We start from the raw sequence: 25,889 nt of genomic DNA on the forward strand, positions 1-25,889 counted from the left end.
ACTTTTAGGAGATTCTTTATATGAAAACCACTATGTTCAAACGTTCAGTATTAACAGCTGGTATTGTAGCCGCTATGAGTATGACTGCTGCAAACGCTGCTGATGTAGTATATGACGAAGAGAATGCTTTTTCTGTGACGAACAAGGCAACGGCTACTTATACTGTCGCCAACAATACGACTGAGCAGAAAGCCGAGTCAAATGAAGTCGTCGTCAATGTGACTGAAACAGGCGCGTTTAGCTTAGTTGCCAAAAACGATGATGGCACCATTGGTGACAATATAAATGAAAATATTGAAGCGACCCCCAGCTCTGGCTCTTCTGTGGACTTTAGCCATACGCTCAGTAACGACGGTAATATCTCTGATACCTATACCATCTACCTATTTAAACCATCAGACAATTTGCCTGTTAGCGTTATCATTAAATACCAAATAAAAGAAGGTACCACCAATGTTGGTAACTCTGAGACCATTGCAATCGGTGGTAAGATAACGCTTAAACCAGGCCAAACTGCTGATATTACTATTACTGCCACATCAAATAGTGATCGGGTTATTGGTCATAATACCTCCTTTATGGTAATCGCGGCCAGTAAATATCTTACAGATAAAGGTCAGACGACAGCAGATAAAAGAGCGACCAATACCAATAACGCTATTACAATCACCCCTGTCTATGCCATTACTAAGTCTGCGACCACCAATCTTAACAATAAGATATTCGATACCAACAATGCCAACGCCTATGTTGACTATACGATTACTGTGAAAAACGAAGGTAATATCGATGGTACAGCAGTCAAAATTACTGACGCCTTACCTGCAGGTTTGGTGGCTATAAAGACTGGAGAAGACAACTATATAGCGCCTACCGTAGTCGCCTCTGGTACAAGTACAGCTAAAGATGCAAATATTTCAACCACTGGCAAAGAGATAACGGTTATTGGTCAAGATATCAAAATGAATGAGACCATTACCGTGACTTTCCGTGCAAAAAAAGATACGACTACGCCGGCTACTGGTACCAATATCACCAATTATGCACTCGTTGAAGATGATGTTGATGGCAATGGTTCTTTTGATCTTGTTGACAGCTCAGGTGATGATGCAGATACGTCAGTCTCTGAAAAAACCTACGAAGATACCACTGCTACTAATTACAAAGGTAAAGATAGCAACTCTAACGCTACTATTACTACCAGTAGCCAGACTCGTAATTTGACGGTTAAGAGCAATACTCTAGACAAAGAAGTTGCCCTCATCAGCCAAAACAATACTTATATCTATACCATCACTAATAAAGGGACAGATATCACCGAAGCTGCTAGTCCTGATAAAGTTTACTTTACAGTTGTCCCAACTGTTGATGATGCCAACATTACTATCAATGAAGCAGAAGTGTTTGTCGATGCCAATGATAATGGTAGCTATGATAGTGGCGAAACTGTTTTGACCAAAACGGATAAGGGATATGATCTTAATAAAGCAGCCAAGGCTGGCCTAGCGCCTGATGAGTTTGTAAAGATCGGTGTAACAGTAAATACAAATGGTTCAGGCAGTAACCTTGCAGGTGGCACAAATAATATCGATGACTCTGAAACCATGGCTATTACTGTATTGCCACAAGGCCCAGTTGCTGGCACCCCTGCCCCTGCTAACACCAGTGTGAGCTCGACTACTACTATGAAAGGCGTCAGTCTACTCAAGTATCAGGCAGTAGCCGCCTGTAAAGCAGATTTGACTACCCTTAGCTGGACAAGTGACCCTATCAGTGGTGGTGAAGCCAAGCCTGGCAACTGCGTTTATTATAAAATTACTGCAGAAAACACTTTTACCGATGCAACTAACGTGATTAGCGGTCTAATAGTAACAGACACGTTAGAGACACCTAAAATCGAGTATGAAAAAGACTTTAGTTCTGAGACATCAGGAAGTTCACTTGCAGCTACAGCAACTTATAGTAAGCCAAACTTAGTCGCTACATTCGATAACTTAGCTGCAAATGAAACAGGCACTATTTATTTCTCTGCCAAAATATCTCAGACAGGTACTAACCAACCTTAACTCAATTCTCATATATTGTATCTAAGACATATTATATTTAAGACTCAAAGCGCTACCTTAATCGCATATTAAGGTAGCGCCAACTTTAGTTTCCTGACTCCTATTTTTTAACGTCCGTTTTTCAACCACAATCTCCTACCTAGCTTTTATCGGTACTTATAACCTATCACTTTGTTATACATATACTCTTTTCAGAATATAAGCTCACATTTCAGGTTTGCGTAACCGATTTTGCGTAACGTGCCAATTTTCAGCAAACAAACTGCTGTAATTCTACTTAACTTTATATTTCTAAATTTAATTTAGCTTATTTAGTTAGGCTAACCGTCGTTAATGTCAACTTAAGTCAATATTTAGTTTATGGCATATATCTTGCACCTATATCTTGCATAAGTTATTTGAATTTGGCGACTTTTTTCCTTTAATAATTGCCAATCTACCGTCTACGACACAAACACTTTGATCATTCAGTATTACGATGTTTAAAGTGAATTTAGCCTCGAGAGAATAAGATGCAAGAAAGCAGCCATACTATTTATAGAACATACATCAGTGCTCGAATAGCGCTTGGTTTAACGACATCTACCATGCTGTTCATAGGGCTAAGCGCACACAGTCAGAACGTACAGGCCAATCCCTTTTTGCCGACAACGACTCCAAACTCCGCAGTAGGTAGCTGTCCTTCGAATCATAAGATGTATTACATTGGCGCAAACCCACCAGCGTATAGTCCGATTAATTCGCAAACCCTTAATTGGACGACGGGCAATCCTTCCAATACTTTTACCTTTGTAGAATCATCTGGTAATAAGACTTTTTTGATCAATTTTCCGCTGCTTTTAGATTTAAATAGTAACTATGGCGGCACGCCTCCGATTTATGGATCTCTTAACGGTGCTACCACCTCAGCAATTAATTTGATTCACAACTCCCCTGCTACCAGAATTAATCATACTTTAGATATTAGCGTTAATCGGTCAGTGAGTAAAATCGGTTATAAAATACAAGATTTGGATTCAACTGGCAGCTCTGGTCAAGTGCCCTATATCGAACAAGTCGATGTCTCTGCTAATAAAGGACAACTGACTGCTAATGCCAATTATCACACTATTAATACTGCCAATAATATCGTAAGAGCGCGTGAAGGACTGAACTGTGGTAGTGGAGAATGTACTATTGACGCTGCTTGGAATTATAACATTGCTGATGCTCTTCTCAATTTAAAGCATAGCAATACGTTCACGCAAAGAAATAGCCCTCATGCTATTGGCTATTCAGACTTCTACTTCTGCCTAGCGCCTCCCAAACTTATTGTCAAAAAACAGCTTGATGGCAATCGCGTTAATGACACTAATATCAATCGCGATCAGTTTTCGATCAGTGTCAACAATAGTGCCACATCACTAAAAACGTTTGAAACGACTGGTTCAGGACAAGTCGTTACTAATGATAATAGTGGCGTCGTAGATCTGGCAACCAATACTACTTATACCATTACTGAGCGGGTCACAAACAATCTAAATAACGGCGATATCGTCACTTATAACGCAGCTTATACATGTAGTAATGCAATGACTGGCAGCACAACTATCATGCCCACGACCGCGATGAACTACAACGCAGCGGCAAAAACGCGTTCATTTACCCTTGCTAATGCCGCTTATGGCGACGAGATTACTTGTACTATCACCAATAGTCCATCTGTTCCGTTGAGTTATACATTTGCAGGTATCGTTTTTAATGACAATGGTGGCATCATCGCTAACGCCAATACCAAGCAAGACATTTCGACTACTTTTACGAGTAATAGCAATTACTACAATGGTGTCTTTGACAACAATGAATCAGGTATTTTTGACAGTGGTTTACGAATCAGGCTGACTGACTGCAATGGCAACAATATCGTATCTACCTCACCAAATCCACAAACGGTTTCAAGTGCAGCAGCCAATACTGGTAGGTATAGTTTCAGTGTTAGTCCAAATGCGCTAGTGGGTAGATCAAAAGTGTGCTTAATCGAAACTGAGCCAAGCTCTTGGGAATATAGTGAAGATACGACTGTGAATACTAAAGAAGTTGCACTAGTCACCAATGTTTATAATTACAAAACCGAAAAGGACAGCTCAGGCAATATCACACGCAATCTTGATTTTGGTGAAGTAAAAGCAGACAACACCGCACTGGTACTTAAAAAATCACAATATGTGCACACTTGTGACAGCGCGCTCAGCTATCCCAATGTTGCCACTACCAATCAACCAACGACAGGATTTAGTACCAATTCTGCCAATGATGTCGAGCCAGGTAACTGTATCGCTTATAAATTGGAAGCGTATAACCGTGGTCACGTTGACTTAAATGAGGTTAGTATCAACGACTCTTTACAGCGCACTCCTGTTGAGTCAATCTTTAATCTACCCAAACCGCTAGGGAACCCTTCATCAGTATTTAAAAGTACCAATACGTCAGCGCCTATGGGCCAAAACGGCACCATCATATCTGATAGTTTTAATTTATTAAAAACGTCTGCATCCTCGACAGAGCCGACCAAAGCTACTTTATATTTCAACACCAAATATGGCGCCAAAAATACAACCCCATAAATAAGCTTTTATCGATTACTACTTTGGAAAACTAAAGCTATAGCTTGTTAAATATTCTCTTATATCCATTAAAGAACCGATAAACGTCGTTTATCGGTTCTTTAGTGTTTACTTATAAATTTTTTGTAAGAATAAAAATGTAGAAAAAGCCGCTAGCACTTATAGTAAACAATTGTTTTTACTTATATTTTTATAAGTTGGCAAGAATATTGCATGTAGATATTATCCAAACGAGGAACATGATATGAAATCATTTCAATTTTTACGCCATGCTCTTGTTGCCACTACGGTGTCTGCATGTCTAATCAATATATCTTATGCAGCGGATGCACTAAAGATGGAGTTACAGGCTAATAAAGTTGTCAAAACCGCTGATGGTAAGTTCAACTATATCGCAGCGTCAAATGCTCAGAAAGGTGAAACCGTTCAATACCGCGCCACTTATACCAATATCATCGATCAGCCTATTAGTGATGTCGCTGTAACCCTGCCTATCCCTGCCAGCATGACATTCACTGGTGATGCAAAACCAAACAGTGCACAAGCGACTATCGATGGCAAAAATTATGCTGATATGCCGCTTATGCGTAAAGTAGATGGCAAAGTCGTCAAGGTTCCATTATCTGAATACAAAGCCCTGCGCTGGAATATCAAATTACTTCCTGCAAATAAGTCAGCTGACGTATCACTTAATACCTCCGTTAAATAAACCCTTTGACCTTAGCTTTTCATTTTTTTACTCAGGAGAATCTCTGGATGGAATCCAGTATCTTTAAATACTCAGTATTAACAGTCGGTATTGCAGCAGCTTTTGGCATAACTAATGTCGCTAATGCCGCTGAATCCACAGCTGCATCGACCCCTACTATTAAAAACGTAGCAAGTGCAACGTATAAGATAGGCACTGTCGCGCAAACGGCCGTTCAGTCCAATCCAGTAACTGTCAACATCACACAAAGTGCAGCTTTTAGTTTAACGGCTAAAAACGATGATGGTAATAGCGCCGATGACTATAACCGTGACTTGCCCGTAACGCCTAAAGGTCGAGTGACTTTTAGCCATACGTTAACCAACACAGGTAACGTAGAGGACACTTTTAAGCTTAACTTGGCTCAAGGCGGTACTATTCCAGGTAGCCCGCAAGATGCCAGCTCATACGATTTGGACACGACTAATGTTACCTACACTATCTATAATGCAGATGACTCTTTAAAGAGCACAACCACTGTTACTGGCACTGTGTTTCAAGACACCAATATTACTCTTAAACCTAATGAACATGCTGACATTTCAATCGCAGCAAAAACAGCTGGAAACGTCGGTGGTGACTCACAGAATCTAACATTATCAGCAACCAGTGAATTCTTTACAGGTGCTGATACTACCAAAGCGACACTGACGAACATTGACAACAGTATTACTAAAGTAGCTGTGTTCAAAATCACCAGTAAGGTAAACAGTACCCTAAACTTGAATGATCCAAGCTCTAAGGTTACTTATACCGTAACGGTTCGTAATGACGATACTGCTCCTTACGCTGCCGCTGCCAACAACATTGTTGTCTTTGATGGCTTACCAGAAGGCTTACGTTTAGCAGATCAGCCAAATCTAAGTGTGAGTAATAATGCGACTATCGTACCGGGTAATGAAGGTAAAGGTACTAGTGATTCAAACGATAGTATCAGAGTTACTCTCCTGAATTTAGCGCCAGGTGAAACAGCCACTATCACGTTCGATGTGCAAAAAGATCAAGCCGAACCACTTGCTGACCCAAAAAACATCATTAATCATGCTTCTGTCACCCTCAATCTTGGTGAAAACCAGACCATCTACGACACGACAGATAGCACTGACACCAAGCAAAACACTGCCAACTTCTATCCAGCTGCTGATGATAGCGAAGTCACGAACGGTACTGTTAGCACAACTACTGGTAGTGACTCAGCGGCCCCCTTAGTCGCAAACCAGCGTGCTGTTAGCATAACAGCACCTACTACCAGAGGTATTCCAACTACTACTGACGACACCACACAAGTCACACATTCAGCTGTCATCAGAAATACAGGTAGAGAGACCGAAGGCGATCAACTCGGTGAGATTAAGTTTACCATCACTGAAGGTGCCAATGACCAAATCACTCAAATACCGAACACGGTAGAAGTGGTATACGACGCTGACGATAACCCAGCCACTGCTAATGTTACCTACACTGTCACAAAAGACGGTAACGGTGATTATGATCTCAGTACGGCCGTCCCTAAAAATGGCGGAGCAGCATGGACTGGTATGGCTCCGAACTCAAGTGTCACCATCAACTATAAAGTAGAGTCTACACAAGCCGTTATTGACTCAACCGAAAAAACCACAGTTACGTTAGTCGTTGGCGGGCAAGACGCTCCTTCTACAGGTGCGCGCTCTGTTGAAAACACGACTGTAGTCAAAGGTCTCAAACTGGTGAAACAACAAGCATTAAATGAGACTTGCGATGCTAATGCGTCGCTAGTCTTTACGCAGGCTGATGTCGGTGCTAAGCCTGGCGACTGTATCGTTTATAAGATCACAGCGTTTAATAACTTTGCAGCGTCGGATGCACGATTTAACTTCACCGATCTGATCATAACGGATACTACTGCTCGCTTTAATAACAAGGCTCAAGTACTGACCTCTAGCACTACTCCTGCTTTTGCAGTCAAACTTGCTGAAGTAGACGATGCAAATGACTCACCTGCAAACAACACTTATGGTGCAGCGGCAGGCTCTACTGCTATTAGCGGTACGGTACCAAGCTTAGACCCACAGAAGTATGCAGCACTTATATTTTCAGTAAAAATTAATCCTGACGGCGCTGCTCCTGGCTCAATTTAACATTGTGTAAATTATTTATTTTTATATACCGTTATCTGTAATTAGATTATAGATAACGCAAAAATTGTCTTTGCTTAGATTACTCTACAAGTAAGCAAAGACAATCCCTATGTTTTTGGATTTGATTGGATAATCACGTAATATGACACTTCACTGTATCACTCAGTCTACTCGTCTATCGGCTAAAGCAGCCAAATTATCTGCATTAACTGCGGCTATACTGATTATGCAATCAAATTCCGCTATGGCAGCTACGTCTGATGTACTTAGCATCATTGATAATATTGCCAATGCTCAATATTATGTCAATAACGATAAAGACGTATTACTGACCAGCACCTCAAACCAAGTAAAAGTCCAAGCATCAGCGTTAGAGAAGTATGACCTTCGCCTAAGCCAATCACCATTACAGACTGTAGCGTCTGGTAGTGAAGTGATATGGAAAAACGTGCTGACTAATAACAGTTATAGTGATGAAACTATCGCGCTAAGCTATGATATCCCAAGCAGTCTATCCAACTTTAAAGTCTATCAAGATATCAATAAAGACGGTCTGATTGATTCAGATGATTTATTAATTACTAATGTTAATTCAATCAAAATCGGACAAGGTGAGAGTATCCAGCTCATCGTACAAGCCCTTACTGACAGAAACGCGCAAGATGGCGATACTGCTGACATTAAGATCGGCGCAGTCGTCGTTGAAGATGAGTCAGTAAAGGCAGCAGTGTCCGACAGCCTCGTCATTGTCGAGCCTAGTATTAACTTTATGTCTTGGAACTTTACTGGTGGTAAAAGAAACTCGCAAATTGGTAGCGATATTTATGTTGAGGCCGGTTACGCACAGTGTAATGTACAGCCTGATAAGCCAGATCAAACCTGGGTGACTATTACTTCACCGAAAACGGGAGACACCTACTCTCTTAAAGCTGTCGAAACGGGTGACAATACGGGTAAGTACCGTTTGTCAGCACCAACACAAAATAATGCCAATGCACTCAATGACAATATCATCCAAACATTAAAGGGCGATACGCTACAAGCCAAATTGGTTGCTTGTATTGACAAAAAAGTTGGGTTAGATGAGCAACCTAATGCGTCTCATTTTAGCTATATTGATGAGCAAATCAGCAGTGATATCGCCATCATCAATGAGTCTCCTAACTTACAGGTGACTAAAGAAGGTGATGTCAAATCTGCCGAGCTTGGTGATTATGTTAACTATAGTATTACCGTAAAAAACGATGGTGCAGCGACTGCTTATGACGTCCAATTAAAAGATGCGCTACCACGTGGTTTCGATTATGTGACCGGCAGTCTACGCGTTGATAACAGCCAAATCACTGAGTTTAAAACTGAGGGAAAATATCAAGTTTTAGGTTTGGGCGATATGGCCATTGGTGAGAGCAGAAGCATCAACTATCGCGTGTTGATTGGCTCATCGGCATTAGGTGGTGACGGTATTAATAGAGCTATCGCTCAAGGTCGTAATGAAAACGACCAAGTATTAGTCTCTAGAGAAGCACAATGGAAAATTGATGTAAGCCGCGGCGTCATGAATACCGATGGTATTATCGTTGGTAAAATTTATCATGACATCAACCGCGACGGTATCCAGCAAAAAGACAATGGTGAGCTTGGTGTCGCTGGTGTCCGCATCTATATGGAAGACGGCAACTATATCGTTACAGATCCTGAAGGTAAATATAACTTCTACGGTATCAGCGCCAAGACCCACGTACTAAAAGTCGATCGCACGACTCTACCGGTGGGTACCGAGCTCATTACTCAAAGCAACCGTAACGCAGGCGATGCGGGCAGCCGTTTTGTCGACCTAAAATATGGCGAGATGCATCGTGCGGATTTTGCGCTAGTGGGCGGCATGGGCGATAGTACTGAGCGCCTAAACCAAGAGCTTATGACGCGTAGTAAAAGCATTAGTGCCAAAAATGACGCTCTTGAGCAAGCCGTCAAGAGCGAGTTAGCTTTGGAGCCTGATTACGACCTTAATAATGACGACAATGTCGATGCCAGTGGCTGTAAGTCTAATGATGAATTAGATCGTGGTATTCAGTGTGATTCAGCGATCGTTGCCGATATGGCTAACCCTACTGACGAACGTATTAACCTAACAGTCAATACTGTCGTACCGCCCAAACAAACAGAGCTTGAAAAATATCTTAAAAAAGTAGCCAACAACGATGTAGCATTTATTAACTTAAGTGCAGGTCAACAGATAAACTCGTACAAGCAATTGGTTCAAGTTCAAGCGCCACTAGGCTCAAACTTTACTCTATATGCGAATGGTAAAGCGGTACCAGAAGAGAAAATCGGAAAGACAGCCGAACAAGCAAACCAAAATGTCACAGCTTTTGATTATTATGCCGTTGATTTTAAGCGTGGTAGCAATACTCTACGCGGCGTCGCAACTGACGTCACAGGTAAGGTTATCTCAGAGCAAACTATCGAAGTCATCGCGCCCGATAGCTTGCAGGCGATTAATTATCGTACTCAAGAGCGTTTGATCGAAGCTGATGGTGTGAGCGAATACCAAGTCGTCATTAGCCTAAAAGATCGTAACAATCTTCCTTATATCTCATCGACACCTATTACTATTGATACCAATATTGGCCGTATCAATCTAAAAGACAACAACAAAGATCAAGCTGGCACCCAGTTTAGCGTAGACGGTGGCGAGCTACTGATTCCAGTAATTGCGCCAAATGCTCCTGGTAAAGGTGAGCTAATTATTGATACTGGTAGCAGCAAGCAAGTGATTCCGCTGCAGTTTACCGCAAAACTACGTCCGCTTATCGCGGTAGGTATTGTAGAAGGCGCTATATCACTAAAAGACTTTGATAGCGGCAGTATCACTGATGCTCAAGGCGCATTTGAACAAGAGCTGCATGAATTTGCAGGCAGTGACGACTATGCAGCATCTGTTCGCGCGGCAATGTTTTTAAAAGGGAAAGTACGTGGTGATTATCTGTTGACCCTAGCTTATGACAGCGACAAAAAAGGTGAGCGTCTATTTCGTGATATCGATCCAGGTGAATACTACCCAGTATATGGCGATTCATCCGCCAAAGGTTTCGACGCTCAATCTACGAGCAAGCTATATATCCGCTTAGATAAAGGCCGCTCATTTGCTATGTACGGCGACCTAAAAACTCAGATCGACAATGACGAAGGTATCAAGCTTGGTCAATACAACCGTACCTTAACGGGTGTTAAAGCCCAATATGAGGATGCAGATACTCGTGTTACGACTTTCATTGCTGAAACCAGCTCATCACAACGTGTAAATGAAACTCGTGGTCTCGGTATTTCAGGCCCCTATCTACTCGCTGGCGACTTTGACGCGGTACTCGAAAATTCTGAAACCATCGAAGTCATCACCCGCGATGCAAACAATCCTGGCTTGATCGTGCGCCGTGAGACATTAACGCGCTTTGCTGACTATGAGATCGATCCTATTAGTCGCAGCCTATATCTCAAAGCTCCTATTGCTAGCCAAGATATTGATGGCAATCCTATCTACCTGCGCGTCACTGTTGAAGTAGACGAAGGCGGCGAAAACTACTGGGTCGGCGGCGTAGCAGCCAAACAGCAGCTAACTGGCAAAATCTCTGTCGGTGGTAGCTATATCAATAGTGATGATCCACTAAACAAAGAAGAGCTTGCCAGCATTAACAGTGTCATCAAATTTAACAACAATTTGAATCTGGTCGCAGAGTATGCCAAGAACAAAGCTGAAAATCCTAATTATGAACCTAGCAATCAGATCAATGCAGAGTTATTAGAAGGCGACAATACTGATGGCGATGCCCTACGTATCGAGCTAAATTACGACGACAAAAACCGCACGCGCGCTAAAGCTTATTATAATAAAGCTGATGAAGGCTTCGTTACAGGTGCCTCTCCTCTAACCGCTGGACGTACTGAATCTGGGATAGAAGCCAATCATAAATTTAAAAACAAAACAACTGTACTAACGTTTGAAGGTATACGTACCGAAGACCATACTACCAATGCCAGTCGCGAAGGCGTACAGGCGAGTATTGAGCAGCGCTTAAGCCAAAACATCGTTGGTGAAATTGGACTACGTTATTATAAACAAGAAGCGACTGCTGCCTCACGTAATACGCAAGCAGCGACCGACGTCGTAGACACTGATATCGTCGATCAAAATGAGAATCCAATATTTAATGACAGTTTGATTAACCAGTCAGCACTCAACGGCGTGAATACTTTAGAAAAAGATATAGAAGGCATGACAGCCCGCGCCCGTATCACTGCTCGCCTACCTAAGCTCAATAAAGCCTTGGTATTTGCTGAATATGAGCAAGATGTTGAGCACAGTGCACGTAACGCAACGTCTATCGGCGGTGAAACTCCACTAGGTAATCTAGGTCGTCTTTATGCGCGTCATGACCTAATCAATAGCTTATCAGGTAGCTACGGTCTTGATGATACCGATGAGCGTCAACGTACTGTTGTAGGTTTTGATGCGACCTATATGAAAGACGGTAAAGTCTATAGTGAATACCGTGCCCGCGATGCCATTAGCGCACGTGAAGCCGAAGCGGCTATTGGTTTGAAAAACAAATGGTATGTCCAAGAAGGTCTAACCCTAAATACTTTATTTGAGCGGGTTGAATCGCTTGAAGGCGAAGAGGACAGCACGGCAACCGCTGCTGGCTTTGGTGTTGAATACTTGGCTCAAGAAAACTACAAAGCATCAGGTCGCTTAGAGAAACGTTGGGGCAATTCTAGTGATACATTATTAGGTAGTGCCGGTATCGCCTATCGCTATACTGATGACATTACCCTACTGGCAAAAGACATCTACTCACGAGTAGACTATGATGATGGTCATCGTACTATCAACCGCTTCCAGCTGGGTGCAGCGTATCGTGATTATGATAGCAACCAGTTAGATATGCTCGCAAAGCTTGAGTATCGCTTAGACGATAACAGTACTGGAACAGATCCATATCAAAAAGACTCACTGATATGGTCATGGAGTGGCAACTACCATCCAACCCGTCCATTAACATTATCTGGACATTATGCGGGTAAATATAACCAATACGAAGCTGATAATTTAGAAAGCGAAAACACAGCTCATGCTGCTTATGTACGTGGTCTATACGATATTAGTGAGCGTTGGGATATTGGCTTACAAGCAGGCACCTACTGGAACAATCAAGCCAATGATTTAGCTTATATGCTTGGTGCGGAGGTTGGTTATAGTCCAATGACCAACTTATGGTTATCACTTGGTTATAACTTTATGGGCTTTGAAGACGAAGATATCGCCTATGATGACAGCACCCAAGAAGGCGCTTACTTTAGGCTACGCTTTAAGTTTGATGAAGACTTATTTGAACGTACCGACCCACGTAAAAACAAACATATAAGCGCTAAGCCTAAGACCTAAAAAAACCTATTGTTGAGAGCATGTTTGTTGATAAAATAGCTTCATATATAACGATATTTTGTAAAAATTATAAGTTGGCTCATGCATGAGTCGACATACAACAAGGCTTGCACTATGTTAAATACTTCAAACTTGACGACGATAGTATCTGTCTACAAGCTTTGCAAACGTACTGCACTATCTGCAATGACGCTAATAGCATTTTTGCCTTTGGCAGAGGCTGCAGATAGTAATCGTCACAACAAGAGCCCAGCTAAAGACAACCCCAGTACAATTAACTATTGCTATGATAATGAAGTAAAACCAAATGCCCGCTTACAGTATCAGCTGTCTGAGCCGCAAACTATTGATTGTATGCTGACCGAGCTTGCTTCATACCAACAAAACCCTCTAACCGCACGCCAGCAATACTTTGCTTATAAAGCCCAAGCTTGGCTAAACTACGCTTCTTATGAGAACAGTATAAAAAGCCACTCATCTGCTGGCAGACAAGCATTAGAAGCTGCCGCTACTATTTTACAAAAGCTACAAAGTAATGCCGATGAGGAGCTACGTTTAACAACTGATATTCCATCGACATCTGCTTTGATGAGGCCTGATCTGTGGGCAATAATAAGTGCCTTGAAAGGTAGCGCTTCAACAAACAGTGATAACAAAATCATTGCTCCACGTGAGTTAGCATTTAGTGAAGTCGCTCTCATTTGGGCAGCAGCTGATCAATGTGCGCATGGTAGACGTGAGTCTGGTACGCATTTTCGGATGGCTGAGCGTTGGTTAGAGCAGGCACGTGAAGCCTACGTTAACGCTCATGATTCAAAGACCAACGTAGCACTTGAGAACTCAATCGTCGATTACTATAAGCAATACGTACCATTAGATCCGCAAGATGATATTTGTCGTGGTCAATCATTGTCTTTGACCTCCCATACATCAAACATTAATGACGTTAAAAACTCGTCTTTAACTCAGTCTATAACACTAAATATGACTATGCCAACTGCCAAATATAGTATTGGTCATAACACCATAAAACATCTCATCAACTAAGTTATGGCTCTATAGAGATCTGTAAAACAAAAAAAGCCGACATTATGTCGGCTTTTCAATATCAGTTGTTTCGTTATTTATTCATAGTAAACGGTATTATCTATGATGAAATAAAGCTTAAATGAGTACAACCGAGTCTTAACGGTTTTTACGAGGAAGCTTCTCTGGTAAATAGCAACGTAGATAAGCAATAGACGCTGTGGTAGCTTCTTGTAGATAGTTATCTGTGATTCGTTCATGACGACGATAAGACAAAGTAAATACACCATTGATAATACTGTAAGTTACTAATAGTATATCTTGTATGTCTTCAAACTTTGGCATCTCATAGCGTTCTGATAGACGCTTATACACTAGCTCAACAATTTGATGATCCATGTCTTCACCAAAACCATCACCTTCAAAATCTGGTGTATTGGTATCATAGATCAATTTGGCTTTGGTCTGGTCATCATGGAAGATACTTACGCAGCGCTGGATAAGAGCCGTTAGATAACCCTGCCATCTATCATAATCTACGGTCTCAACCGTGGTTAGTATTTCTAAAATCTCGATTGCATTCAAAAAGCGTAATGCTAAAAATATCGCTTCAATGTTTGGAAAAAAATGATAAGCAGAGGCTCGCGGAATACCCGCTTCTTCACACACATCAGCCAAGCTAATATCATTAATAGAGCGAGTCTCACTCAGTTTTTTTGCGCCCATCAGCAGTTTTTGACGGCGTACTCGACCTTGCTGGCTTGTAAACTTGAACTTGTTTGGTACCAACTTCTTAGCCAATTCTGAATCGACCAATATGTCTTCTATTTTGTCGTCTTTATGATCACTCATTATGAACCTCTTGTTATTACGCCCTATTATTTATAGATATGATCTTCATCGAATAACACTAACATTAAACCAGCATACTAATGTCAATTTAATAGTAAGTATTGTTGCTACTAAATTCGATGAGGGAGCATCATAAACACTTGCACATTATCAAACAAGGGGCGTGAATAGATTAGATGATAATGTACCTATTGATAATTTGGCTCGTTATGTTGTACGGTTAATTGTGAAGTCTTATCTTTGCTCGAACAATACCATGGTCAGTGACTCTATCATCATAATCCCACTTTAAGTGATCATTAAAATAATCCACACGTTCTACATGGCCTAGCGAAAACTTACTGTCAGGCAAAAACTCTTCTGAAACAAATAATTGGTCGATAACTTCTGGCATGCCCTGATGAATATGTGTATATGCCACGTCTTTCATCCAACCATAACGAGCCTGAATACGCGCCGCATCGAACAAGGCTGTGTCACGCATACTTTTGTCATAGTTCACCTCTCCTGTCTCAGACATTAACTGCGTAGTCACACTACCAGTGACATCGTTCATATCACCTAACAATATCAACGGTTCACGGGTATGCTGTAATCGCTGAATGATAGACATACGTATCGATGCAGCTTCTGCCGCTCGCATACATAAACTGCGTAACTTAGCGCGCACACGAATATTAGGATCATCCATATCTTCTAACAAATCACCAGACTCATCTCTTAAAAAGTATGCACGTTTACTTTTAAGGTGGGCCGTGATGATTGTCATTGGCTGACCATGCACATCAACCCGTAATAACAGTGGTGGGCGATTAAATTGACGATAAGCTCCAACATCAGGAATATCAATGACAGCTTCGGACACTATATCTGTCAATAGTGTGCTCTCTAACTGAGCAAAACGGCTAATAAAACCAACAGCTGGCGTCTTTTGTGCGCCTTGACCGTAGGTATGTTTACTAGAGCTATCGTTACTAGCAAGTGGAATGATCGCATGTTCTGCTTTAAATCCCAGTGATACTGCCAACGCTTCCAACGCCTCACTGTCCCATACTTCTTGTACTGCGATAATATCTGCATGAGCCTTGGTGAGTAATTCAGTTATTCCTTGCAATTTATCTTGATAGGTCTTTTGATTGTAAGCTGGCGCATTCTCATAATAAATTCGATTTGGATTGGCAAAATTGAGTAAATTAGCAGTCGCTATATAAAATTGCCTTTGTTCATTTTTACCTGTATGACGATCCATAGATTACCTATTTTTATTTTTATATGGCTTTAAATGACTGTTTTAAATATTGTGTTTCGATCCATTATTGCTCAATATTCATTGATACTAAATAAAAGCAAACAAAAAAGCCTCCAAAGTTACCTTTGGAAGCTTCAACATAGCACAAATTACATTAGTTGGGTATATTCGTTATACTGCATATACATTTGTTCCCTTGTGACTCACAAACCAGCAATATTTTATACACAATAATTACCACCCTTTACTTTTAAGTAGTAATAATGTATACAACTTAAACTATTTGTAAACCTACGCTGTTAGACGACATGTAACTTACTAACAGTAATTACTAGCTAACACGGTTCCATGCATCACGTGATGCAAGGCGGGCATCATCCCATGCCAAACGTGAATCACCTTTCACCTCTTCCCAAGAACGTCTTAGGTCGTGCTCATGATCTTCAAAACGTGCATCAGCAGGATAACGTGCTCTGTTGGCATAACCTACTGCATAAGCTGGGTGTAAGTCACGCTCAAAATCATGGCCTTGCTGATAATAGCTAGTATTGGCATGTTCTGCACGCCAGTAAGCTTCTTCGCGAGTTGGATCTATCGCTTCTGCTGCTGCATGTCCTGCGCCGCCACCAACAACTGCACCGATAGCACCACCGATTAAGGTACCAAGTGGTCCTGCCATTGTACCAATTGCTGCTCCTGCAGCTGCGCCACCAACACCACCGACACCTGTACCTACCGGATGAGATCCTGGCTTGCCAGTAATAGGATCTGCATTAAGATCTTTCTTTGTCTCTTTAGACATATTTTTTACTTCAGTCCGATCAATGTTGTCTCGATCATTAGTAACTACTTTTCTGTCGACCACTTCAGGATCGGCCGTTCTACGGGCATTGTCAGCAATGATACGCTCTTTATCAGAGATTCCTAAATCATCATCAGTGACAATGTGCCCATCTGTACTAACTAACTGGTCACTAATATGAGTAGAGGGATGTGAGTTGGGATCTTCTATGATAGAACCATCGGTACTAACTAATGGGTCACCAGCAAAAGTTTTATTATTTTGATCGTCATTTATGTGTTCATCTTCTAAAATCACACGGTCGCTACGATTTATATTTTTATTACTCATAATTTTATCCTTAAATTGGTTATTATTTATAAATTTAGATTGATAAGCCAAACTTCTAATTGGCTACTATTCTTGGTTAACCACAATTAAAGTATAAAAATCATCAACACTTGTCGATAGAACGTTTATGTAAAATATGTCGATGTCATGATGACCTTAGGTTACAGGATGTATAGTTGTTAGTCAGCCATATAAACCTTATATTAAGAATGTTAAACAAAGGCATCTTATATTTGTATATCTCTCAAACTTCCATTAGCGCTTTAGCAATCACTTGTTGCCATTTATCAATGTGCTGCGCTCGTCTATCAGAAGGCATTTGAGGCTCAAAAATCTGGTCGACTTTCCACGACTCCTTAATTGTTTGATCGTCATATAAACCATTCTTTAGACCAGCCAATAATGCTGCTCCTTTAGCGGTAATTTCAGTGTCTTTAGGTCGTAAAACAGGGACATTGAGTAAATCTGCTTGAAACTGCATAAGTAAATCATTGTTTGCCGCACCACCATCGACTCTTAGCTCCGTTAATGAATGCGGACTGTCTTTTTGCATAGCAATCAGCACATCATAAGTTTGAAAGGCAATTGCTTCGAGTGCGGCACGAGCGATATGTGCTTTAGTAGTACCGCGGCTCATACCGCTAATGCTAGCATGTATATCCGAGCGCCAATAAGGGGTGCCAAGCCCAGTGAAGGCTGGAAGCAATACGACATCTTCGCTGCTGTCTACCTGCCGCGCTAAATCTTCAACATCGCAGCTTTGTTTGATCATGCCAAGATTATCACGTAGCCACTGGACGATAGCGCCTGCCATAAAGACGCTACCTTCTAGCGCGTAAGTAACTTCGCGACCAAAGAAAGAAGCGGGCGCTTGTATCATACGTTTACCAGACTGCACAATGTCACTGATAGATAGGTTATCTACACGATTAATAGGAGCTTTACGCTGCCAAGCTATCGTAGTCAGTAGTTGGTGCTCACTAAGTTTGGGTATCTGACCAATATTCATCAGCATAAAACACCCAGTACCGTAAGTATTTTTGGCCATGCCAGGCTTAAGACAACCTTGTCCGAATAACGCTGCTTGCTGATCTCCTAGCACGGCATGAATAGGAATTTGTTTGGCAAACAAGCCTTTTTTGGTCTTGCCAAACTCACCATCTGATGGCAGTACTTTCGGTAATATATTCATTGGAATATCAAAGCGCGCGCACAGATCTTCTGACCATGCCAGCTTATGAATATCATATAATAGTGTACGTGAAGCATTGGTGATATCGATAACATGCTCGCCACCAGTCAGCTGATAAATTAGCCAGCTGTCGATGGTACCTACCGCTAACTGACCGCTGGCAGCGCGCGCTTTAATCTTGGGATTATGTTCAAGCAGCCAAGCAATCTTACTGGCACTAAAGTAGGCATCTAAGCGCAGGCCTGTAATCTGTTGAATGTGCATCGCTACATCATCAACACTATCTCTGGCCAAGTTTTTACAGTAGCTTGTCGTACGCCTATCTTGCCAAATAATCGCTGGCGCTAGCGGTGTACCTGTTTGTTTGTCCCAAACGACAATAGATTCACGCTGGTTGGTAATAGCAATACTAGTGACATCAGTTGCCAGTAACCCCGCTTGATTAATGACATCGTGCGCACAGCTAATTTGAGTTTGCCAGATTTGCCGCGCATCTTGCTCTACATAGCCAGCTTTTGGCGTGTGTAACGTAGTGGGCTGCTGGGCAATCTCGATAGGACGCGCACGATCATCATACAAAATCGCGCGGCTCGATGTTGTTCCTTGATCCAATGCCACTATATATCCTGCCATTTTTTACTCCTCAACTTTATCAAGCAATATCTTTGGCTCTACTTACCCGATGTTTTTAAGACCAACCGTATTAAAGCCAGTTATATAGTTGTCTGTTTTTATGATAGTCCCTAAAATAAAGCATACACCATCATTCTACAAAATTTATAGCGGTATAGTATTATAATGCCCCTATCTCTTGATGCATATTATATAAAACCTCAACACTGAATGAACGATAAGTAAGTAATAAGCATTGACCTGTTACAGTTGTATCTCTACAGTATACGCCTTGCTACCTGTATTAAAGCTTCTACTATAGGTGACAGTGGGTTCAATTGTTTTTTACTTAAGTATTCTGTATCGCAATACCTTATTATACGACGACCATTTGCTTCTTGATTGACGGTTTATATTTCATGAAATCTGCCATCTTATCTCTGCCATGTACGATTGCAACTATTATGCTAGTAGGAGTATCAACTCACAGCACAGCGAACGACCATACTGTAAGTACAGATGATGGCCAAAAACTTGTTTCAATGAATAAAACTCATCCTAAACCAGTTCACTCGGTTTTACTGCAGCCATCAAGTAGCCCTACTTTAGACACTCTCATTGACCCTATTACTCATAAAGAAGTCGCTAACAGCTATCCATTAGATGTATCTAGCTTTTTAAGTCTTGAGCAAGCACAAGAAATCTTATTACAAGTTTCACCCAAACTTGCTGCCAATCAAGCTGCCATTGTAGCCAATGAATATCAAACCGATGCTCTTAAAACAATAGACAATCCTTTTGTATTCGCGCAGTTATCGGCCAATGCCTACAATGTACAAGAAGATATTGACTTATCAACGCTCAAAAACGGTGTAAATAATGCTGGTGCTAATACTGGTGACGTTATTCCTCCGATGCCACCTGTACCAGATTTGCCAAACTTTGGTGAGATGATTGGTGATCGTATCCCTGACTCCTACGACTTTAAGCGCTCAGGCTCTACAGCAGGGGCAGGTCTTGGTTTTGCTTGGCCTGTTTATACTGCTGGACGCACTTCAGCACTCACTGGTGCATCAGATGCGCGCACTCAAGAGGCAGTGGCAGACAGCGTACTTGATAAAAATGCGCTTTATAACACGTTGATTGAGCGTTACTTCAAGGCGCAACTGGCGATTATTGCCGCTTACTTGCGTGAAGACGCTTATGACACGCTGCAACAGACCGACTATATGGCGAAGCGACTTTATGAAGAGGGTTTTATCTCACGTGTTGATAGATTGGAGGCGCAATCAGCATTGGCAGATGCAAAAAGTGAATCAGTGAATGCCAATAATGACGCACGTCTGGCGATGATAGCCTTACAACGTCTGTTGCGAACAGACTACCGTATCAAACCAACCACCCCACTATTTGTATCCAGCCGCTCTTTACCAGATGTCAGTTACTTTCAGAACTTGGCACTAAATCATCATCCAGGTTTACAAAAAGTCGCTGCAAAGCGCATGCAAGCCGAGCAACTACGTAAGTTATCTGATACAGGTTATAAACCAACTGTGATGCTGTATGGCTATGGACAGGTTGAAAGAGATCCTAGCTGGATTGCAGGTGTGTCAGCCAGTTGGAAGCTGTGGGGCGGACTCGATAAAGCAGCGTCGCTAGCATCCAATGATGCTAAGATACGGCAAGCAAATTTGTCCGAAATTGAAGTCAGTGACAACCTATTGTTGTTAGTCGAAAAAAACTGGAACGATGTGAACAATGCTCAATCGCGCTACCAGGCTCTTCAAAGCAATGTCGACTTAGCCGCAGAGGTATTACGCTTGCGTCGCCTTGGTCTGCAAGAAGGTGTGAATACTACTATCGAAGTCGTACAAGCACAAACGCAAGCTCTTAAAGCCCGTACTGAACAAGCGCAGGCTGCAAACGACTATGTACAAGGGCTTGCAGCTCTCATGCAAAGCTGCGGTACACCGCTTGCCTTTAACGATTATCTGAAGGTGGCTGATATTCGATTGCCAACTTTATATACTAAACAGTGATTTATGACTAAAAGTAATAAGCTACGTCGATAGGCCTTTGTACTCATGACTGTAGATAATCTCATAACCATTCCATCACCAATCCTATTGTGAACCAATTTTTTATGAAAGAAATGACTTCTAAATCGACCAGTAGTTGGCTGCAGATTTTACTACAGACATGGCGTACCGCGAACAATTCTAATGTTTGGGCACATTGTGCAAACGTAGGATTTTTTGGTTTTTTATCGATTTTTCCAGTAATGGCTGTGTTTGTGCTAGTTTATGGACTCGCGTTTTCACCGACTGAGATTCAAGAGCAGATTTTAATTTTGCGTCCATTTATACCTGACACAGTATATGAAGTCCTCAACTCGCGTTTAAGCGAATTGGTCTCTAGCACCACATCTACATTAACTTTCAGTCTTATTGTATCGACTTTGCTCGCCCTCTATGCTGGCTCTAAAGGTATCAAGTCATTGATTATTCTTATCAATCTTGCCTTCCATATCACGCAAGAACGCAGCTTTATACAAGGTACGATTCGAGCCATCAGTTTGACCTTTGGAGCAGTGGTGATTTTAATTATAGCGATCTCTTCTATCGCTATAATTCCTTTAGGAGCGGCTTATTTTCCCTTCCCTCAAGTAGCCAAGACGATTGCGCTTTGGAGCAGATGGCCGATATTGGCAGGTATCATATTTTTAAGCTTTCTAAGTCTTTATCGTCTAGCGCCAAACCGTGATGCTGTAGCATTAAAGAAACTGGTACCAGGCGCAGTTCTTGCAACCGTTCTCTGGATTGTATTGTCTGTGCTGTTCTCGATTTATGTGCAAAACTTTAATAATTATAGTGCCGAGTTTGGAGCGTTGTCAGCAGCTGTGGTCATTATGCTGTGGCTTTATTATTCCGCATTTGTTGTCGCCTTTGGTGCTATTTTTAATTCTAAAGCCATAAGAAACGACAAACCTTGTACTATTCGAGTGTATTAGAGCACCCCTAGTAATAAACCCCTTTATCCTCAACTTAGTTGCTTTAGGAATATCACCATCATGACTAAACTTCCAAACGAATCAGACGACTCAAGCAAGCCAACTGATTCTGATGAGTCGGCGCTGGCTGCTGAGCCTATAGAGGATATGTCAGATGCAAAACAAGAACAGGCTACGCCCAATTATCATCACAATAAGCCTAAAGCAAATGACTCGGCCATGATAAAAAAAGTGCTGCTTGCTATGGTGTTGCTCATCATCATTGGCGTCATTGCTTATGGCTTGTACAAAAGTACTGGGCAGAGCAAGCCGCAAGTCATGACACTACAAGGACAAATGCAAATGCAGCAAACGTCCATCGCAGCGAAAGTACCAGGGCGTATTGCGCAGATTATGGTCACTGAGGGCGATAGAGTAACACTGGGTCAGCAGCTGATTGAGATGGACTCTCCCGAAATCAACGCAAAGATTGCTCAAGCTCGTGCCGGTAAAGATATGGCACAAAGCCAGTTAGACAAGGCAGAAAACGGCGCGCGCCCGCAAGAGATCGCGCAAGCAAAAGCCGCTTGGCAAGCCAATAAAGCCGCTTCTGATTTGGCACAGAATACCTACCAACGTGTCAATCGCCTTTATGAAGAAGGACTTATGGCAAGGCAGAAGCGCGATGAAGCCTATGCACAGTATCTGGCTACGCAAGACCAAACTGAAGCGGCGCGTTTGCAGTATGACTTGGCATTAGAAGGCGCGCGCAGCGAAGATAAGTCTGCTGCCACCGCACAAGTCGCGCAAGTCGACGCTCAGCTAGATGAAGCGCTGGTCGCAAAAGAAGAAGCCAACCTCAAAAGCCCGATTGCTGGTATTGTGGATGATGTCATCGTCAGCGCAGGTGAAGTCATTGGACAAGGTGTACCAATACTGACCTTAGTCAATACAGACGAGCAGTGGGTCGTGTTAAACGTTACCGAAAATTATTTAAACCAATTCGCCATTGGACAGCATTTTACGGGTACTATCCCAGCGCTATCGTCTACAGATAAGCCTTTTACTAAAGAGTTTACAGTTTATGCGACTTCAACACTGTCTGATTTCGCTACTTGGCGACCAACCAACAATAATGACGGCTTTGATGTACGCACTTTTGAAATCAAGGCAAGACCTTCAAACCCAGACAGCCGGATTCGCTCTGGTATGAGTGTTATTGTCCAGATTGATCCGGCCGCTGTTATTCAGGCTCAAGAGTAAAGCATGCGTCTGTTAAAAGCATTCATACGTAGTGCTGCGTACGAGCGGCGGTTTTTAGCCAAAAACCCATGGGATTTGGCAATGGTAGTCTGGATACCATTAGCGACGGTATTGCTGGTTTGGTGGATATTTTCGCAAACCCAAATCAAAGATTTGCCTATTGGTGTGGTTGATCAAGATAACGGCCCTATTGCCAATACGCTGGTGCGCTATTTAGAAGCCAGTCCTGAGCTAAGCATCTATCAACAGTACCACTCGCCAGCCGATGTCGAAGCGGCTATATTGCAACTGGATGTTTATGCGGTCGTCGTCATACCTGAGAACTTTTCACGCAATATCTCATCTAGTAAACCAGCACCAGTCATTCTGCAAGTGAATGCTCAGTATGGTACGCATTCAGGCATCATTCAGACCAGTGTACAAGCAGTCGTCGGTACTTTATCAGCAGGCGTTGAGATACAGCGTATGGTCAAGCAAGGGATGGCACCTTCGCAGGCAGCAATCAACTACTCTCCTATCGCCATTCAGCGTACCAGTCTATTTAATACCATCAATAATTATCAGCAGTTTTTGGCATCGACGGTGATTCCTGCACTATTACATATTTTAGTAATGGTGATTGGCGCAACGACAATTGGCCGCGAGCTGCGCGATAAGCAGCTTGGACATTGGTCTCGCTTTATTGATACAGGTACGCCTGATTTACCTTATTTAAAGTCAACCAGCGATAGCAACCAATATAACGAACACAGTAAATCTGTGACAGATACTCAACACGAGCTAAGTAGTGTACCAAATATTAAACCTACTAAACCTATAGCTGACGTCAGAAAATCAAGCTTAGCTGTATTATTTGCAGGATTATTAGGTAAGTATTTTTGGCCCATACTGGCCTATAGCATCTGGTCTGCATTGGCATTATGGCTTGCCACACCGCAACAAGGTGTAGCCATAGAGTCCTTGATAGTCACTTATATCAGTCTAGTATTACTAATGATGTTGTCATTTTGGCTTGGTGCCGTGTTTACGCTCGGCTCGTTTTCATTACGTATGGGATTATCTGCGACGGGATTCATCTCCGTACCTTCCTATGCGTTCGCAGGCGTGACCTATCCTTATATCGCCATTACCGACAGCGCCAAATATTGGGCGGATGCACTACCATTGACGCATTATCTACAGCTGCACATTGCGCAGCTACAAATGCAAGCTCCGGTTGCGGTATCACTGCCCATTGTCTACGGCCTACTTTTAGCAACCATCATTGCGCTGATATTGATGGTTTTTTTGACCAAACGTGCCTTGTCGCATCCTGAGCGCTGGGGAGCCCGCTAATGTCAAAGCCATCTAAAACCAATGCTATAAAAACACCAATCTCCTTAAAGAAACCATCAGTGCCACAGTCATTTTGGACAAACTTTACCCAAACGTTTAAAGACGTGTTTACCGATAAAGGCGTGCTCTTAATGTTGGTTATAGCGCCTATTATTTATGGTTTTTTTTATCCATGGCCCTATTCATCTGAGGTAGTCAATCATGTGCCGGTCGGTATTGTTGATTATGATAACAGCGACTTATCGCGTACCATTGTGCGTTATAGTAGTGCCAGTCCGCAACTAAACACCAAACGCTTCCTTAATGAGCAAGCAGCCAAAGAAGCCATTTGGACAGACCAGATTGCAGGCTACATGATTATCCCAAGCGGACTTGAGCAGCAAGTGTTATCAGGCAAAGCCGCCAGCGTCAGCGTACTCGGTAATGGTGGTTACTTTTTATTAAATAAAAACGTGCAGATGGGATTCTTACAGGCGGTCAGTACAGTATCTGCAGGTATAGAAGTCAAAAAAAACGTCGCTCAAGGGGCTTATGCGCCTACTGCTGCGCAAAACACTCAAGCCGTACCATTACAGATTATGCCTTTGTATAATCAAACTGAGGGTTATGGTGCTTATGTGGTACCAGCAGTGTCTATTATTATTTTACAACAGACTTTATTGATAGCCACGGCAATGCTGATTAGTACTTGGTACGAGCAGCGTCGTCATAGTACCAGTATTCGCGGCTGGCTCGGCCGGATTGCAGCCATGAGTATACTTAGCTTTACAGTTGGCTGCTTTTATTATGGCTGGACCTTTGAGCTGCATCATTATCCGCGCGGACAAAACATGCTTGGTAGTTTGCTATTTCTGATGATTTTTTGTCCGACAGTAGCGACGCTTGGTTGTGTGTTTGGCTTGTGGTTTCGCTTGCGTGAACGCAGTATGCAAATCTTGATTTTCAGCTCACTGCCGATGTTTTTTATGAGTGGTTATCCTTGGCCTGCTAACCAGTTGCCAGAAATACTACAAATTTTACGTTGGCTAATACCTACTACCCCTGCGATCAATACTTCAGTACAGCTAAATCAGATGGGCGCCAGTCTCTCGCAAGTCGCTATAGGGTTTTATGCCTTGTTTGGTTTATGGCTGTTTTACTTTATCTTGCTTCTATTTATGCGTAAGCGCACACAATCAAAACAATCTACTTTTAAATGCCCTTGACCCAAAAGTATTTAATGAAGCAATACTCATTTAGAAAAACAAAGTTAAAAACACTTT

Annotated in this window: 15 protein-coding genes; 11 read left to right on the forward strand and 4 right to left on the reverse strand. The window is 42.1% G+C overall.

Translation table 11 applies throughout. The annotated features are described in order from the left end of the window. Positions 1-20: 20 nt before the first annotated feature. The 6 genes from ACTXGH_RS06370 (at position 21) to ACTXGH_RS06395 (ending at position 14,024) form a co-directional block, all read left to right on the forward strand. Positions 21-2,066: a hypothetical protein gene (locus tag ACTXGH_RS06370; RefSeq protein WP_439296003.1), complete on the forward strand. Its 2,046-nt coding sequence runs from the start codon at positions 21-23 to the stop codon at positions 2,064-2,066. Positions 2,067-2,578: 512 nt separating this feature from the next. Then, the gene (locus tag ACTXGH_RS06375; RefSeq protein ID WP_439296004.1) at positions 2,579-4,669 is read left to right on the forward strand and encodes a hypothetical protein; all 2,091 of its coding nucleotides are present in this window, start codon (positions 2,579-2,581) and stop codon (positions 4,667-4,669) included. Between the two features lie 244 nt (positions 4,670-4,913). Then, a complete protein-coding gene (locus tag ACTXGH_RS06380) occupies positions 4,914-5,378 on the forward strand; it encodes a hypothetical protein (protein ID WP_299216135.1) in 465 nt (154 codons plus the stop codon). A gap of 47 nt (positions 5,379-5,425) precedes the next feature. Continuing rightward, positions 5,426-7,534, forward strand: coding sequence for a hypothetical protein (locus ACTXGH_RS06385; protein WP_439260724.1), 2,109 nt, complete (start codon positions 5,426-5,428; stop codon positions 7,532-7,534). Between the two features lie 142 nt (positions 7,535-7,676). After that, positions 7,677-12,977: a hypothetical protein gene (locus ACTXGH_RS06390; protein WP_439296005.1), complete on the forward strand. Its 5,301-nt coding sequence runs from the start codon at positions 7,677-7,679 to the stop codon at positions 12,975-12,977. Between the two features lie 114 nt (positions 12,978-13,091). Then, on the forward strand, positions 13,092-14,024 hold the full coding sequence (locus ACTXGH_RS06395) for a hypothetical protein (protein WP_439296006.1): 933 nt from the start codon (positions 13,092-13,094) through the stop codon (positions 14,022-14,024). A gap of 138 nt (positions 14,025-14,162) precedes the next feature. On the opposite strand, the gene ACTXGH_RS06400 is transcribed toward ACTXGH_RS06395, so the two are convergent. The 4 genes from ACTXGH_RS06400 to glpK form a co-directional block, all read right to left on the reverse strand. Continuing rightward, positions 14,163-14,855: a TetR/AcrR family transcriptional regulator gene (locus ACTXGH_RS06400; protein ID WP_299216147.1), complete on the reverse strand. Its 693-nt coding sequence runs from the start codon at positions 14,853-14,855 to the stop codon at positions 14,163-14,165. Positions 14,856-15,075: 220 nt separating this feature from the next. Continuing rightward, positions 15,076-16,104 carry an endonuclease/exonuclease/phosphatase family protein gene (locus tag ACTXGH_RS06405; protein WP_439296007.1) on the reverse strand — a complete coding sequence of 343 codons (1,029 nt, stop codon included), beginning with the start codon at positions 16,102-16,104 and terminating at the stop codon, positions 15,076-15,078. A gap of 331 nt (positions 16,105-16,435) precedes the next feature. Continuing rightward, positions 16,436-16,906: a hypothetical protein gene (locus ACTXGH_RS06410; RefSeq protein ID WP_299217962.1), complete on the reverse strand. Its 471-nt coding sequence runs from the start codon at positions 16,904-16,906 to the stop codon at positions 16,436-16,438. Positions 16,907-17,480: 574 nt separating this feature from the next. Continuing rightward, the gene (gene glpK, locus ACTXGH_RS06415) at positions 17,481-19,061 is read right to left on the reverse strand and encodes a glycerol kinase GlpK (protein WP_439260720.1); all 1,581 of its coding nucleotides are present in this window, start codon (positions 19,059-19,061) and stop codon (positions 17,481-17,483) included. Positions 19,062-19,459: 398 nt separating this feature from the next. Here glpK and ACTXGH_RS06420 point away from each other — a divergent pair, with 398 nt between their 5' ends. From ACTXGH_RS06420 to ACTXGH_RS06440, 5 genes are all read left to right on the forward strand, one after another. Next, positions 19,460-21,079, forward strand: a complete 1,620-nt coding sequence (locus tag ACTXGH_RS06420) for a TolC family protein (RefSeq protein ID WP_439296008.1) — start codon at positions 19,460-19,462, stop codon at positions 21,077-21,079. Positions 21,080-21,183: 104 nt separating this feature from the next. Further along, positions 21,184-22,050, forward strand: coding sequence for a YihY/virulence factor BrkB family protein (locus ACTXGH_RS06425; RefSeq protein WP_439296009.1), 867 nt, complete (start codon positions 21,184-21,186; stop codon positions 22,048-22,050). 60 nt (positions 22,051-22,110) lie between these two features. Then, positions 22,111-23,292: an HlyD family secretion protein gene (locus ACTXGH_RS06430; RefSeq protein ID WP_439296010.1), complete on the forward strand. Its 1,182-nt coding sequence runs from the start codon at positions 22,111-22,113 to the stop codon at positions 23,290-23,292. A gap of 3 nt (positions 23,293-23,295) precedes the next feature. Beyond that, positions 23,296-24,627: an ABC transporter permease gene (locus ACTXGH_RS06435; protein ID WP_439296011.1), complete on the forward strand. Its 1,332-nt coding sequence runs from the start codon at positions 23,296-23,298 to the stop codon at positions 24,625-24,627. Then, on the forward strand, positions 24,627-25,832 hold the full coding sequence (locus ACTXGH_RS06440) for an ABC transporter permease (protein ID WP_439296012.1): 1,206 nt from the start codon (positions 24,627-24,629) through the stop codon (positions 25,830-25,832). Before ACTXGH_RS06435 ends, ACTXGH_RS06440 begins: the two co-directional genes overlap by 1 nt. Positions 25,833-25,889: the final 57 nt, after the last annotated feature.

Source organism: Psychrobacter sp. 1Y10 (assembly GCF_052259005.1).
Lineage (GTDB): Bacteria > Pseudomonadota > Gammaproteobacteria > Pseudomonadales > Moraxellaceae > Psychrobacter > Psychrobacter saeujeotis.

Excerpts from the sequence above, each read along its gene's own strand:
- ACTXGH_RS06370 (WP_439296003.1), top strand. The coding sequence starts at position 21 with ATGAAAACCACTATGTTCAAACGTTCAGTATTAACAGCTGGTATTGTA.
- ACTXGH_RS06375 (WP_439296004.1), top strand. The coding sequence starts at position 2,579 with ATGCAAGAAAGCAGCCATACTATTTATAGAACATACATCAGTGCTCGA.
- ACTXGH_RS06380 (WP_299216135.1), top strand. The coding sequence starts at position 4,914 with ATGAAATCATTTCAATTTTTACGCCATGCTCTTGTTGCCACTACGGTG.
- ACTXGH_RS06385 (WP_439260724.1), top strand. The coding sequence starts at position 5,426 with ATGGAATCCAGTATCTTTAAATACTCAGTATTAACAGTCGGTATTGCA.
- ACTXGH_RS06390 (WP_439296005.1), top strand. The coding sequence starts at position 7,677 with ATGACACTTCACTGTATCACTCAGTCTACTCGTCTATCGGCTAAAGCA.
- ACTXGH_RS06395 (WP_439296006.1), top strand. The coding sequence starts at position 13,092 with ATGTTAAATACTTCAAACTTGACGACGATAGTATCTGTCTACAAGCTT.
- ACTXGH_RS06400 (WP_299216147.1), bottom strand. The coding sequence starts at position 14,855 with ATGAGTGATCATAAAGACGACAAAATAGAAGACATATTGGTCGATTCA.
- ACTXGH_RS06405 (WP_439296007.1), bottom strand. The coding sequence starts at position 16,104 with ATGGATCGTCATACAGGTAAAAATGAACAAAGGCAATTTTATATAGCG.
- ACTXGH_RS06410 (WP_299217962.1), bottom strand. The coding sequence starts at position 16,906 with ATGTCTAAAGAGACAAAGAAAGATCTTAATGCAGATCCTATTACTGGC.
- glpK (WP_439260720.1), bottom strand. The coding sequence starts at position 19,061 with ATGGCAGGATATATAGTGGCATTGGATCAAGGAACAACATCGAGCCGC.
- ACTXGH_RS06420 (WP_439296008.1), top strand. The coding sequence starts at position 19,460 with ATGAAATCTGCCATCTTATCTCTGCCATGTACGATTGCAACTATTATG.
- ACTXGH_RS06425 (WP_439296009.1), top strand. The coding sequence starts at position 21,184 with ATGAAAGAAATGACTTCTAAATCGACCAGTAGTTGGCTGCAGATTTTA.
- ACTXGH_RS06430 (WP_439296010.1), top strand. The coding sequence starts at position 22,111 with ATGACTAAACTTCCAAACGAATCAGACGACTCAAGCAAGCCAACTGAT.
- ACTXGH_RS06435 (WP_439296011.1), top strand. The coding sequence starts at position 23,296 with ATGCGTCTGTTAAAAGCATTCATACGTAGTGCTGCGTACGAGCGGCGG.
- ACTXGH_RS06440 (WP_439296012.1), top strand. The coding sequence starts at position 24,627 with ATGTCAAAGCCATCTAAAACCAATGCTATAAAAACACCAATCTCCTTA.